Source organism: Serratia sp. C2(1) (genome assembly GCF_036352655.1).
Taxonomy (GTDB): domain Bacteria; phylum Pseudomonadota; class Gammaproteobacteria; order Enterobacterales; family Enterobacteriaceae; genus Serratia; species Serratia inhibens.
Genome location: NZ_JAZFBA010000002.1, coordinates 441,414 through 453,482 on the forward strand (window position 1 = coordinate 441,414; position 12,069 = coordinate 453,482).

At 58.2% G+C, this 12,069-nt stretch carries 12 protein-coding genes and 1 pseudogene; 7 read left to right on the forward strand and 6 right to left on the reverse strand.

Annotated elements, in window-relative coordinates:
* Positions 1-2: 2 nt before the first annotated feature.
* Together ppdD and nadC are read right to left on the reverse strand one after the other, a co-directional pair.
* Positions 3-446: a prepilin peptidase-dependent pilin gene (gene ppdD / locus V2S86_RS17605; protein ID WP_330763488.1), complete on the reverse strand. Its 444-nt coding sequence runs from the start codon at positions 444-446 to the stop codon at positions 3-5.
* A gap of 199 nt (positions 447-645) precedes the next feature.
* Positions 646-1,536, reverse strand: coding sequence for a carboxylating nicotinate-nucleotide diphosphorylase (gene nadC / locus V2S86_RS17610; protein WP_330763489.1), 891 nt, complete (start codon positions 1,534-1,536; stop codon positions 646-648).
* Between the two features lie 85 nt (positions 1,537-1,621).
* On the opposite strand from nadC, the gene ampD reads away from it, so the two are divergent.
* Positions 1,622-2,218, forward strand: a complete 597-nt coding sequence (gene ampD, locus V2S86_RS17615) for a 1,6-anhydro-N-acetylmuramyl-L-alanine amidase AmpD (RefSeq protein ID WP_330763490.1) — start codon at positions 1,622-1,624, stop codon at positions 2,216-2,218.
* The gene (gene ampE, locus V2S86_RS17620; RefSeq protein WP_330763491.1) at positions 2,218-3,072 is read left to right on the forward strand and encodes a beta-lactamase regulator AmpE; all 855 of its coding nucleotides are present in this window, start codon (positions 2,218-2,220) and stop codon (positions 3,070-3,072) included. The genes ampD and ampE overlap by 1 nt, the downstream gene beginning before the upstream one ends.
* A gap of 69 nt (positions 3,073-3,141) precedes the next feature.
* Here the strand turns inward: ampE and hemL are convergent, their stop codons facing one another.
* A complete protein-coding gene (hemL, locus tag V2S86_RS17625; RefSeq protein ID WP_330763492.1) occupies positions 3,142-4,431 on the reverse strand; it encodes a glutamate-1-semialdehyde 2,1-aminomutase in 1,290 nt (429 codons plus the stop codon).
* 108 nt (positions 4,432-4,539) lie between these two features.
* Here hemL and V2S86_RS17630 point away from each other — a divergent pair.
* Together V2S86_RS17630 and erpA are read left to right on the forward strand one after the other, a co-directional pair.
* Positions 4,540-4,788 (forward strand): annotated as a pseudogene (locus tag V2S86_RS17630) (chloride channel protein); the annotation flags it as partial.
* An 88-nt stretch (positions 4,789-4,876) separates the two neighbouring features.
* A complete protein-coding gene (gene erpA, locus V2S86_RS17635) occupies positions 4,877-5,221 on the forward strand; it encodes an iron-sulfur cluster insertion protein ErpA (RefSeq protein ID WP_004950184.1) in 345 nt (114 codons plus the stop codon).
* A 117-nt stretch (positions 5,222-5,338) separates the two neighbouring features.
* Here the strand turns inward: erpA and V2S86_RS17640 are convergent, their stop codons facing one another.
* From V2S86_RS17640 to mtnN, 3 genes are read right to left on the reverse strand one after another with little or no spacing between them, the layout of a single operon-like run.
* Positions 5,339-5,953: a TRIC cation channel family protein gene (locus tag V2S86_RS17640; RefSeq protein WP_330763494.1), complete on the reverse strand. Its 615-nt coding sequence runs from the start codon at positions 5,951-5,953 to the stop codon at positions 5,339-5,341.
* On the reverse strand, positions 5,953-6,759 hold the full coding sequence (gene btuF / locus V2S86_RS17645) for a vitamin B12 ABC transporter substrate-binding protein BtuF (protein ID WP_330763495.1): 807 nt from the start codon (positions 6,757-6,759) through the stop codon (positions 5,953-5,955). The genes V2S86_RS17640 and btuF overlap by 1 nt, the downstream gene beginning before the upstream one ends.
* A gap of 1 nt (position 6,760) precedes the next feature.
* Positions 6,761-7,462 (reverse strand): 5'-methylthioadenosine/S-adenosylhomocysteine nucleosidase, encoded by a 702-nt coding sequence (gene mtnN, locus V2S86_RS17650; protein WP_330763496.1) that lies wholly within the window; start codon positions 7,460-7,462, stop codon positions 6,761-6,763.
* A gap of 129 nt (positions 7,463-7,591) precedes the next feature.
* Here mtnN and dgt point away from each other — a divergent pair, with 129 nt between their 5' ends.
* The 3 genes from dgt to V2S86_RS17665 all read left to right on the forward strand — a co-directional run bounded on the left by dgt (position 7,592) and on the right by V2S86_RS17665 (position 12,069).
* Positions 7,592-9,109 (forward strand): dGTPase, encoded by a 1,518-nt coding sequence (dgt, locus tag V2S86_RS17655; protein ID WP_330763497.1) that lies wholly within the window; start codon positions 7,592-7,594, stop codon positions 9,107-9,109.
* Positions 9,110-9,300: 191 nt separating this feature from the next.
* Positions 9,301-10,731, forward strand: a complete 1,431-nt coding sequence (degP, locus tag V2S86_RS17660; RefSeq protein ID WP_330763498.1) for a serine endoprotease DegP — start codon at positions 9,301-9,303, stop codon at positions 10,729-10,731.
* 180 nt (positions 10,732-10,911) lie between these two features.
* The gene (locus V2S86_RS17665; RefSeq protein ID WP_330763499.1) at positions 10,912-12,069 is read left to right on the forward strand and encodes a CdaR family transcriptional regulator; all 1,158 of its coding nucleotides are present in this window, start codon (positions 10,912-10,914) and stop codon (positions 12,067-12,069) included.

Here is a 12,069-nt window from a genome sequence, read left to right on the forward strand (position 1 = left end):
TGCTACGCCCCCTTCGCCGTATCGTCAAAGCGGAAGACTTCCTGGCAGGTCTCCTGCAGATTGACGTTCTCGCTGGTGCACTGGCGTGTCCAGCGCGTCAGGCCGCTGGCGTTTTGGGTGGGGGTTAGCGCTACTGTCAGCCCTTGCAGCGTTTGCGTGCCGGTCAGTGTGATCACGCCCTGGCTGACCTTAACGGCGCTGACGTAACGTGAGGTGCCACCGGCAGGAATGCCTTTACTGCCGGCATTACAACCCGCTGGTGCGCCGCCATCAAGCACGCACAGCTCCACGGCCAGCTTGTAAGGCGTCATGACTTGCAGCATGTCAGTCATCGCCGCTTTCTGGATATAGCGTTGGTAGGCAGGTATGCCTATGGCGCTCAATATCGCGATAATGGCGATCACCACCATCAGTTCGATCAGAGTAAAACCGCGCTGTGTTTCCATTTGTTATTACCTCCTTGTGAATGTGGAGGTAACGGTAGCGGCTCAGGCGGCGGGCTTCTAGCGGGGAGTCAGCGCTCTGCGGCACGCTTCCATGGCAAGTTGTTCAGTTTGCAGCGGCATGAAAATAGTTGCGGCGGGGTTCGCAATGTTGACGCAAAAGCACCGCCCCAGTTTGCCAGGGCGGTGTGAATGGCAGAGATTATTTGAAGCGCATTGACAGATCGAGCGCGGTGACATGTTTGGTCAGCGCGCCAACGGAGATGTAGTCCACGCCGGTTTCGGCGAAGGTGCGCAGGGTTTCGCTGGTCACGTTGCCGGAGACTTCCAGCTGTGCGCGGCCTTGGGTTTGCGCCACGGCGGCACGCATCATCTCGACGCTGAAGTTATCCAGCATGACGATATCGGCGCCGGCGTCCAGCGCCTGCTGCAACTCCTCGAGGGATTCAACCTCCACCTCGACCGGCACATCGGCATGCAGCCAAAACGCTTTCTCGACCGCATTTTTGATCGAACCGGAGGCGATGATGTGGTTTTCCTTGATCAGGAAGGCATCGGATAGCCCCAACCGGTGGTTGCTGCCGCCGCCGCACAACACCGCATATTTCAGCGCGGTGCGCAGCCCTGGCAGCGTCTTGCGAGTATCCAGCAGGCGGGTTTGCGTCCCCTGCAACAGCGCCACATAACGGCGGACTTCGGTCGCTACGCCGGAAAGCGTCTGCACAAAGTTCAGCGCGGTGCGCTCGCCGGTCAGCAGCACCCGCGCCGGACCGCTCAGCTTGCACAGCGGCTGGTCAGGCACCAGGCTATCGCCATCCGCCACCAGCCATTCCACCTTCACCTGGTTGCCCAGTTGGATGAAGACCTCGCTCAACCAGCGTCGGCCGCAAAATACGCCGGGTTCACGGGTGATAATGGTGGCTTCTGCCTGCTTGTCGGCCGGTAACAATTGTGCGGTAATATCGCGGTCGGCATCGACTTCGCCTCCCAGGTCTTCGCGCAGCGCCTGGGCAACGGCATAGGGGATATCGCTTTCAATTCGTTCAAGAAGCTCGGTGCGGCGACTGTCGGCATCGTAGCGGCGTGTCGGCATGGAAAACTCCGAAATGGACGGTAAGATCGTAGGGGGAACATGCTACTCTGTTGCCGTGATAAGTACCACCGCAGAGAGGTGTCTGATGCAGTTAGAACATGGCTGGATTGTGGGGGTGAAACGGGTTGTTTCGCCGCATTGCGATCTTCGCCCGAATGATGAAGCCCCTTCGCTGTTGGTGATCCACAATATCAGCCTGCCGCCCGGCGAGTTTGGCGGCCCCTATATCGATCGGCTGTTTACCGGCACGCTCGATCCCGCAGAACACCCTTATTTTTCCGGTATCCATCAGCTTCGGGTTTCGGCGCATTGTCTGATCCGTCGCGAGGGTGAAATCATTCAGTATGTGCCGTTCGACAAGCGCGCCTGGCACGCCGGCGTTTCCGAGTATCAGGGGCGCGAACGCTGCAACGATTTTTCGATTGGCATTGAACTGGAAGGTACCGACCAACTGCCGTTCACGCCACAGCAATATCAGAGCCTGCAAGCGGTGACCGCGCTGCTAATCAGGTATTATCCGATGTCGGCGGCGAGCATTACCGGGCACAGTGACATTGCCCCTGGCCGCAAAACCGATCCAGGCCCGGCGTTTGACTGGGGTTTTTATCTGGCATCTCTGGAACAACCCGGCGAGCCCGATGGCGCTATGCTTGGGAAAATGGAAAGGGAGAGGAGTCGCTAATGACGCTGTTTACGCTGTTACTGGTTCTGGCGTGGGAACGTTTATTCAAGCTGGGGGAACACTGGCAGCTGGATCATCGCCTGGAAGTGGTCTTCCATCGGCTGCATCGAGTTTCGCTGGCGCAGACGCTGCTGCTGACCGTTGCCTGGATGGTGGTGGTGTGGGGCATTCTGTGGTTGGCTAACGGGCTGTTTTTCGGCGTGTTGACGCTGCTGCTGTGGATTATTATTGATTTGCTGTGTGTAGGCGCCGGTATCAAGCGCAAACACTATCGTGCCTACCTTAAGGCTGCACGGCAGGGAGATGCTCATGCCAGCGACCAGATGGCGGAGGAGCTGGCGCTGATCCACGGTTTGCCGGTGGATTGCAGCGAAGAGTTGCGCCTGCGCGAACTGCAAAATGCGCTGCTGTGGATTAACTTCCGTTATTATCTGGCACCGCTGTTTTGGTTTGTGGTGTGTGGGCCATACGGGCCAATCGCACTGGCGGGTTATGCTTTCCTGCGTGCTTATCAAACCTGGCTGGCGCGCCACAATACCCCGCTGGAGCGTTCGCAGTCCGGCATCGATCATCTGTTGCACTGGCTGGATTGGATCCCGGTGCGCCTGGCAGGCGTGGCCTACGCGCTGCTGGGGCACGGTGAAAAAGCCTTGCCGGCATGGTTTGCGTCGTTGGGCGATCGCCATACCTCGCAATATCAGGTACTGACTCGCCTGGCACAATTCTCTCTGGCGCGTGAGCCGCATCGGGACCCGGTGCAAACTCCACGTGCGGCGGTCACTCTGGCGCGTAAGGTGACGATGATTATTGTAGTGGTAGTGGCGCTGTTGACGATTTACGGTACCTTGCTCTAATTTTAATGATGAAAATAAAAACGGGCGCTCAGTTCACACTGGCGCCCGTTTTTGTTTGGCCGCGAACTATTACAGTTTGGCGAAGCAGCGGCGTGCAGCATCGATGGTGCGTTGAATGTCTTCCTTGCTGTGCGCAACGGACATAAAGCCGGCTTCAAAGGCGGAAGGCGCCAGATAAACCCCCTCATCCAGCATCAGGTGGAAGAAGCGCTTAAAGCGTTCCACATCGCACTGCATCACGTCCTGGTAGCAGGTCACCGCCGGTGCATCGGTAAAGAACAGGCCGAACATGCCGCCGACGTGGTTGACGACCAACGGGACGTTTTCTTCTTTGGCTGCGTCCAGCAGGCCTGCCGCCAGCATATCGGTCAACTCGGTCAGCGTCTGATGGATACCGACCTGCGAAACCTCGGTCAGGCAGGCATAACCGGCCGCCATCGCAATCGGGTTACCGGACAGCGTCCCCGCCTGATAGACCGGGCCGGTTGGCGCCAATGCCGCCATCACTTCGCGACGGCCGCCGAACGCGCCGACAGGCATGCCGCCGCCGATGATTTTGCCCAGACAGGTGAGGTCGGGTTTCACATCGTAATAGGCTTGCGCCCCGGCCAGCGCGACGCGGAAGCCGGTCATCACTTCATCGATAATCAGCAATGCGCCGTATTTGTCGCACAGCGCACGCAGGCCGGGCAGGAATTCCGGCAGCGGCGGCACGCAATTCATGTTGCCGGCAACCGGCTCGACGATGATGCAGGCGATCTCGGAAGGGTACTGCTCGAAAGCGGTGCGGACCGACTCCAGATCGTTGTAGGTGCAGGTCAGCGTGTGCTTGGCGAAATCGGCCGGCACGCCCGGCGAGTTCGGCTGACCCAGGGTCAGCGCGCCGGAACCGGCTTTTACCAGCAGGCAGTCTGCATGCCCGTGGTAGCAGCCTTCGAACTTGATGATTTTATCGCGGTTGGTATAGCCGCGTGCCAGGCGAATGGCGCTCATGGTGGCTTCGGTGCCGGAATTCACCATTCGCACCATATCCATGGTCGGCACCAGTTCGGTTACCAGCTCCGCCATTTTGACTTCCATCTCGGTGGGGGCGCCAAAACTCAGGCCGCGCTGTGCGGCTTCGATGACCGCGTTGCGGATCGCCGGGTGGTTGTGACCCAGCACCATTGGGCCCCAGGAACCGACGTAGTCGATATAGGCTTTGCCGTCGACGTCGAACAGGTAAGCCCCGTCTGCCCGCTCGATAAACAGCGGCACACCGCCAACGCCGCTGAATGCGCGCACCGGAGAGTTAACCCCACCTGGGATAACCTGTTGTGCCTGGGCATACAGACTTTCGGACTTGCTGTGTAAGCTCATAAATCGGCTCCTGGATTCTCTTTTGAATGATTTGACCGCGCTATTCTAGTGAAGTGTTCGCCGATATGAAACGATCACAGTCAGATACCTATTTTGGGATGGCACACCTTTGCCGCTATGTCGCCGGCACCCTTGACCGGGATCGTACCGGTGTTGGAGATGAGCGATAATTATCAGCGCATACTGCCAATGATCATTACCTGCTTTGGTGCTACGCTGGTGGCGCAGTTTCTCGGGGGTAAGCCGTTGTATTCGTCGATATTGGCCCGTACGTTGCGACGGCAGGAAGCGTTGCAGGCGCGTGAGGCGGCAGATAAAACAGGTAAAGAAAATACAACAAATGCGGTGAATACTTGAACGCAGCACTCAGGTATTGGATAATCAAAACATTAATCAGGCTGCCATTGTAGCGGCCTGATGCAGAACAATGTTGGGAGTAAAGAGTATGAGTGATGAAACAGCACTGCCCCTGCAATTTACCGAGGCAGCAGCAAGCAAGGTTAAGGTCCTGATTGCTGACGAAGAAAATCCGAATCTGAAGTTGCGGGTTTACATTACCGGTGGCGGCTGCAGCGGATTCCAGTACGGCTTCACTTTTGACGACAAGGTCAACGACGGCGATATGACCATCGAGAAGCAGGGCGTTGCGCTGGTGGTTGACCCGATGAGCCTGCAATATCTGGTGGGCGGTTCGGTCGATTATACCGAAGGGCTGGAAGGTTCACGTTTCGTGGTAACCAACCCTAACGCCAAAACCACCTGCGGCTGCGGTTCTTCGTTCAGCGTCTGATCCCGCCTGCAGCAGCATAAAACCCGCCAACCTCACCGGTTTGCGGGTTTTTTTATGGTCGCCATTTCACTCTGGCCCGAACCGGATCTGCATCGTTTCGATTGCGGCCGGCAATCGTTACTGTTCGAGGATAAACGCCGGCAGCTTCAGGTGCCAGCGGATGGCCGCCAGCCGGATCGCCAGCGTGATGCTCATGCCAAGCATCATCGCCTGCTGCAGCGGCATACCGAAGGTGGCGAAAGCGGTAACGTGGACGATACCGCCGACAATACAGGCGGTGGCGTAAACTTCGGTTCGCAGGATCATCGGAATTTCCCGCGCCAGGACGTCCCGGATAATACCGCCCCCAACCCCGGTAATGACGCCCATGCAGACCGCCACCAGCGGGCCGGTATCGGCGGCGAAGGCTTTATTGACGCCGATGCCGACGAACACCGCCAGCCCGACGGCATCCAGCACCGGCAGGATCCATTTCGGCAGGCGTCGCGGCTGGCGTACCAGCAGCAGCGTCAGCACGCAGGTTATCATCGCCACCACCAGATCGGTCGGGTCTTTCACCCAAAATACCGGGCCATTGGCCAGCGCCATATCGCGGATAGTGCCGCCGCCGACCGCCGTGACCACGCCGAGCACCAACACGCCGAACGGATCCATGCGCAGCTTGCCGGCCAGCAAGACGCCGGAAATAGCAAATACTGCGGTACCGAGAATATCCAGCCAAAACACCAACATCAGCGGAGTTCCGCCAGTTGGCTGCACAGTTGCTGTGCGGCCAGCATGATGCGCGGGCCGGCGCGGTTGAACCAGTCGCCGTTCAGCGCAACCACCGGCACTTGCAGCTGTGGCGCCCAAAAGGCCTTCACGCTGGCAATCTCTTTTGCCTCGCCGGTAATCACTATGGCCTGAGGTTGGCGGGCCAGCACCTGCTCACGGCTGATTTGCGGCCATGGCATGCGGCTGTCGGCAAAGATATTCTCCGCTCCGCACAGCGACAGCACCTGGCTTTGCAGGGTGGCGCCGGAGCTGGTGAACAGCGGCTGGGTGCCAAACTGCAACAAGACCCGGCGCGGCTGGTTGCGCGGGTATTTGGCTTTCAGCGCGGCGATCTGTCGGCGCAGGGTGCCCGCAGCCTGGTGTGCCTGCTCCGGATGCGGGCTGTATTTGGCCAGGTCATCCAGCGACTGGGCGATGTCATCGAGCGTGGTGGCATCCGCATAAAAAATCGGGATGCCGAAGGCGGCGAGCTGATCCAGTACCCGCTGCGGATTGCCGCCGCGCCAGGCGAGGATCAGATCCGGCTTCAGCGCCAGCACCCGCTCCAGGTTGATCCCCTGCCAGGACGCTACCTGTTCCAGCTTCTTGGCCGCCGGCGGGTAATCGGAGAAGGCGCTCACCGCCAGCAGGGTATCGCCCATGCCGGCGGCATAGGCAAGTTCGGTGGTATTGGGCGCCAGGCTGATCACGCGTTGAGCGGCACCGGCAGGCAGCGCCACCCAAAATGTCAGCAGCCACAGCAGGGCTGAAAAGCAGGGTTTCACATCAACCGCGCTTGGCCAGGGTTTGCAGCATCGCGTTGACCATCAGCGTTGATTGCTTGGCGGCCACGACAAGGAACTCGTCAAAGCTCATGTGCGATTCACTGTCGGCAACGTCAGAGATGGCGCGCACCACCACAAACGGCGTGCCGAACAGGTGGCAAACGTGGCCGACGGCGGCGGCTTCCATTTCAACCGCGGCAACGCTTGGGAAAGTGGTACGGATGCGTTCCAGCGGTTCTGCGCCGTTAATGAAGGCGTCGCCGCTGCAGATCAGGCCGCGCACCGCGTTCAGATCCAACTGCTTGATGCAGCTTTCCGCCAGCGCGATCAGCGCTTCGTCCGCCACGAACGCCGCCGGGCAGCCGGCCATCTGGCCTGGCTCGTAACCAAAGGCGGTGACGTCGGCGTCGTGATAGCGCACCTCTTCGGAAACCACGATATCGCCCACTTTCAGCGTGGCGGCCAGGCCACCGGCGGAACCGGTGTTGATCACCAGATCCGGCTTGCAGTGTTCCAGCAGCAGGGTGGTGCCCAGTGCCGCAGAAACTTTACCGATACCGGATTTCAGCAGTGCCACGTCAACGCCGCCGATTTGGCCGGTATAAATTTCACAACCCGCGCGTTGAATGGCCTGACGGTTTTCAATTTGTTCGCGCAGCAGGGTAACTTCCTGCTCCATGGCGCCGATGATGCCTACTTTCATAAATAACACTCGCTGATTGGGTGTGGGAATTGCGTCATAGTCTATCATGGCTCTCATAGAGAGATAATCCGTTGCATATGCCGTCGGGAATTGTTATCACGGGGGCTGGGCGCAACGGAGGAGAAACAGATGTCCGGGATCGACTTTAAGCAAAAAATCAGTTTCCAGCGGCCTTTCAGCAAGCCTATTGAAGCTGAGGAAGAATATGACATCGTGCGGCAGTTTGAGAGCGATCGCGGGCGTATTGTCAATTCGGCCGCCATTCGCCGTCTGCAGCAAAAAACCCAGGTGTTCCCTCTGGAGCGCAACGCCGCGGTGCGCAGCCGTCTGACGCACTCGATGGAGGTGCAGCAGGTCGGGCGGCATATTGCCAAAGAGATCCTCAACCGTTTCAAACAGGAACGGCGGATCGACGCGCTCGGTCTGACCAAATTACTCGATCCTTTTGAAAGCATAGTTGAAATGTCCTGCCTGATGCATGACATCGGCAACCCGCCGTTTGGGCACTTCGGCGAGTCGGCGATTAACGACTGGTTTGCCCAGCGGCTCGATCCCGCCAGCTGCGGAATCGAGCCCGCCAGCAACGATCGTTGCCAGATCGGCGTGCTGCGCCTGCATGAAGGCGAAGGCGATCTCAACCGCCTGCGCAGTCGCATCCGCCACGATCTCAGCCATTTCGAGGGCAATGCCCAGGCGATTAGGCTGGTGCATACGTTACTGAAGCTCAACCTGACCTATGCGCAGGTGGGCTGCATTCTGAAATATACCCGTCCGGCGTATTGGGCCAGCGAGATCCCCGCCAGCCACAGCTACCTGATGAAAAAACCGGGCTTTTATCTGGCGGAAGAGGCATTTGTCGATCGCTTGCGGCGCGAGCTGAATATGGGCGAGTTCGATCGTTTCCCGCTGACTTATATCATGGAGGCGGCGGACGATATTTCTTACTGCGTCGCCGATCTGGAAGACGCGGTGGAAAAAAACATTTTCACCGTTGAACAACTTTATCAGCATTTAACCCAGGAATGGGGCGAGGTATCGCCGGGCGATTTGTTTGATAAAACCGTGGCCAGCGCTTTTCGCAAGATCGATCGCGGCGGCGCGCGGCGCAGCAGCGAAGATCAGTTCTTCATGTATTTGCGGGTGTTCACCGTGGCGCGGCTGGTGCCGCATGCGGCGCAGCGTTTTATTGATAATCTGGATGCGGTTTATCAGGGCAACTTTAATCAGGCGTTGCTGGAAGACTCCAGCCCGGCGTATCAACTGCTGAAGATCTTCAAGAATGTGGCCTTCAAGCACGTGTTCAACCACCCCGAAGTGGAGCAGCTTGAGCTGCAGGGTTACCGGGTGATCAGCGGCTTGCTGGACATCTACAGCCCCTTGCTGGCGATGTCGCTGGCGGATTTTACCCAGCTGGTGCAGGAAGACAGCCATCGCGCTTACCCGATCGAAACGCGGCTGTTCCACAAGCTCTCCACCAAACATCGGTTGGCGTATGTCGAAGCGGTTGAAGGGTTGCAGCACCTGTCGCCGGAGCAACAGGCGATCCGGGAATACTATTTCCGCGCACGTTTGCTGCAAGATTATATCAGCGGCATGACCGATCTTTATGCCTACGACGAATATAGAAAATTAATGGCAGCTGAATAATTCATTCAGTTAATAAATATTATTTGAACGCTTGCGTTGCAGGTCACAGTGAATATTTCGAGTTTTGTAAAGACGGACAATATTTGTTTACTATTACCAATAACCTGCGCCGGAACTTCGGGCTATTAATAAGCTCTGACTATGCACAAAGAACGCAATACTTTCTGAACGACTTTATAAGAGACACACAGATGAAAAAAACCGCATTAGTTCTTAGCGCCCTGGCTTTCAGTATTGGTATGGCAATGGGCCCGATGACGGCCGGCGCCGCAGAAACCGCCTCTTCAAGCACCCAACAACTGCCCAGCCTGGCGCCGATGCTGGAAAAAGTGATGCCCTCCGTGGTGAGCATTAACGTTGAAGGCAGCACCACCGTCAATGCGCAGAAGATGCCGCCGCAGTTCCAACAGTTCTTCGGCGAAGATTCGCCTTTCTGCCAGGACGGTTCGCCGTTCCAGGCTTCGCCGATGTGTCAGGGCGGTGGGCCGGGGGCGCCTGGCCAAGGCAGCCAGGAAAAATTCCAGGCGCTGGGCGCCGGGGTGGTGATTGATGCCGCCAAGGGCTATGTGGTGACCAATAACCACGTGGTAGATAATGCCAACAAAATTCAGGTGCAACTGAGCGACGGCCGCAAGTTTGACGCCAAGGTGATAGGCAAGGATCCGCGTTCCGATATCGCGTTGATCCAACTGAAAGACTTTAAAAACCTGACGGCAATCAAGATGGCGGATTCCGAGCAACTGCGCGTCGGCGATTACACCGTGGCGATCGGCAACCCGTACGGATTAGGCGAAACCGCGACTTCCGGTATCGTTTCCGCCCTGGGCCGCAGCGGGTTGAATATCGAAAACTACGAAAACTTTATCCAGACCGATGCGGCGATTAACCGCGGTAACTCCGGTGGCGCGCTGGTTAACCTGAACGGTGAACTGATCGGCATTAACACCGCGATCCTGGCGCCGGACGGCGGCAACATCGGCATTGGTTTCGCCATCCCGAGCAACATGGTGAAAAACCTGACGGCGCAAATGGTTGAGTTCGGCCAGGTGAAACGCGGCGAGCTGGGCATTATGGGCACCGAGTTGAACTCTGAACTGGCGAAAGCGATGAAGGTGGACGCCCAGCGCGGTGCCTTTGTCAGCCAGGTGATGCCGAAATCCTCCGCCGCCAAGGCGGGCATCAAGGCCGGTGACGTTATCGTCACCATGAACGGTAAAGCCATCTCCAGCTTTGCCTCGTTCCGTGCGGAAATCGGTACGCTGCCGGTCGGCAGCAAAATGTCGCTGGGCATCATCCGCGACGGCAAACCGGTCACCGTGGACGTCACGCTGGAGCAAAGCGCCCAGACTCAGGTTGAGTCCGGCAATATCTACACCGGCATTGAAGGGGCCGAACTGAGCAATGCCCAGGTCGGCAGCCAGAAAGGCGTGAAGGTGGATAACGTCAAAGCCGGCAGTGCCGCTGCGCGCATCGGCCTGAAAAAAGGCGATATTATCCTCGGGGTTAACCAGCAGCCTATCCAGAACCTGGGCGAACTGCGCAAAATTCTCGACAGCAAGCCATCAGTGCTGGCGTTGAACATCCAACGCGGCGATACCCAGCTGTATCTGTTGATGCAGTAATTTCTTCCCGGTCTCCGCTCTCAAGGCACGCCACGGCGTGCCTTTTTTATGTCATGAAAACTGTGAACCTTGCCGCAACTTCAGCAATGGTCACCAAGCTTTGTGCAACTGCACAATGTGCCAGAGGATCGCCGTCGGTATGCTGAAGAATTGGCACCTTTCCGGGCAGGAGAAAACGGCATGTCGGAATACCATCTCGATGGCAAACTGGCGCAAGAGATCGTTGCGCGCACCATGCAGATCATCGACAGCAATGTCAATGTCATGGACGCGCGCGGCAAGATTATCGGCAGCGGCGATCGTGAGCGGGTGGGGGAACTGCACGAAGGTGCGCTGCTGGTGCTGTCACAGGCGCGGGTGGTGGATATTGACGAAGCGGTGGCGCGTCACCTGCATGGCGTGCGCCCCGGCGTTAACCTGCCGCTGCGCATTGACGGGCGCATCGTCGGGGTTATCGGCCTGACCGGCAATCCTGGCCAGCTGCGGCAGTATGGCGAGCTGGTCTGCATGACCGCCGAAATGATGCTGGAGCAGGCTCGGCTGTTGCATATGCTGGCGCAGGACAGCCGGCTGCGGGAAGAATTGGTGCTGAACCTGATCCGTACCGACGAACTCACTCCGGCGCTGATGGAGTGGGCGAAGCGGCTGGGGATCGATCCCAACCAGCCGCGGGTCGCGGCGGTGGTGGAGGTGGACAGCGGCCAGCTTGGCGTAGACAGTGCAATGGCCGAACTGCAGCAATTGCAGACGCTGCTGACCATGCCGGAGCGCGACAACCTGATCGCCATCGTTTCGTTGAGCGAAATGGTGGTGCTGAAACCTGCGCTCAATGGCCATGGGCGCTGGGATGCGGAAGATCACCGGCGACGGGTGGATAACCTGTTGTCGAGGATGAATGAGAGCAGCCGGCTGCGGGTGCGCATCGCACTCGGCAATTACTTCACCGGACCGGGCAGCATCGCCCGCTCCTATCGCACCGCGCGCACCACCATGATGGTCGGCAAGCAGAGGATGGGGGATCAACGCACTTATTACTATCAGGATCTGATGTTGCCGGTATTGCTGGATAGCCTGCGCGGCGGCTGGCAGGCAGATGAGCTGGCCCGCCCGTTGATGAAGCTCAAGGCGATGGACGGCAACGGCCTGCTGCGCCGTACGCTGGCTGCCTGGTTCCTGCATAACGTACAACCGACCGTCACCGCCAAGGCACTGTATATTCATCGTAATACGCTGGAGTATCGGCTCAACCGCATTGCAGAACTGACCGGGTTGAACCTCGCCAGTTTTGACGATCGTCTGCTGTTGTATATCGGGTTGCAACTGGATGCTGACGCCTGA

What these genes read in the sequence shown, in the direction of transcription:
- ppdD (WP_330763488.1), bottom strand. Translation starts at nt 446, where the DNA reads ATGGAAACACAGCGCGGTTTTACTCTGATCGAACTGATGGTGGTGATC.
- nadC (WP_330763489.1), bottom strand. Translation starts at nt 1,536, where the DNA reads ATGCCGACACGCCGCTACGATGCCGACAGTCGCCGCACCGAGCTTCTT.
- ampD (WP_330763490.1), top strand. Translation starts at nt 1,622, where the DNA reads ATGCAGTTAGAACATGGCTGGATTGTGGGGGTGAAACGGGTTGTTTCG.
- ampE (WP_330763491.1), top strand. Translation starts at nt 2,218, where the DNA reads ATGACGCTGTTTACGCTGTTACTGGTTCTGGCGTGGGAACGTTTATTC.
- hemL (WP_330763492.1), bottom strand. Translation starts at nt 4,431, where the DNA reads ATGAGCTTACACAGCAAGTCCGAAAGTCTGTATGCCCAGGCACAACAG.
- erpA (WP_004950184.1), top strand. Translation starts at nt 4,877, where the DNA reads ATGAGTGATGAAACAGCACTGCCCCTGCAATTTACCGAGGCAGCAGCA.
- V2S86_RS17640 (WP_330763494.1), bottom strand. Translation starts at nt 5,953, where the DNA reads ATGTTGGTGTTTTGGCTGGATATTCTCGGTACCGCAGTATTTGCTATT.
- mtnN (WP_330763496.1), bottom strand. Translation starts at nt 7,462, where the DNA reads ATGAAAGTAGGCATCATCGGCGCCATGGAGCAGGAAGTTACCCTGCTG.
- dgt (WP_330763497.1), top strand. Translation starts at nt 7,592, where the DNA reads ATGTCCGGGATCGACTTTAAGCAAAAAATCAGTTTCCAGCGGCCTTTC.
- degP (WP_330763498.1), top strand. Translation starts at nt 9,301, where the DNA reads ATGAAAAAAACCGCATTAGTTCTTAGCGCCCTGGCTTTCAGTATTGGT.
- V2S86_RS17665 (WP_330763499.1), top strand. Translation starts at nt 10,912, where the DNA reads ATGTCGGAATACCATCTCGATGGCAAACTGGCGCAAGAGATCGTTGCG.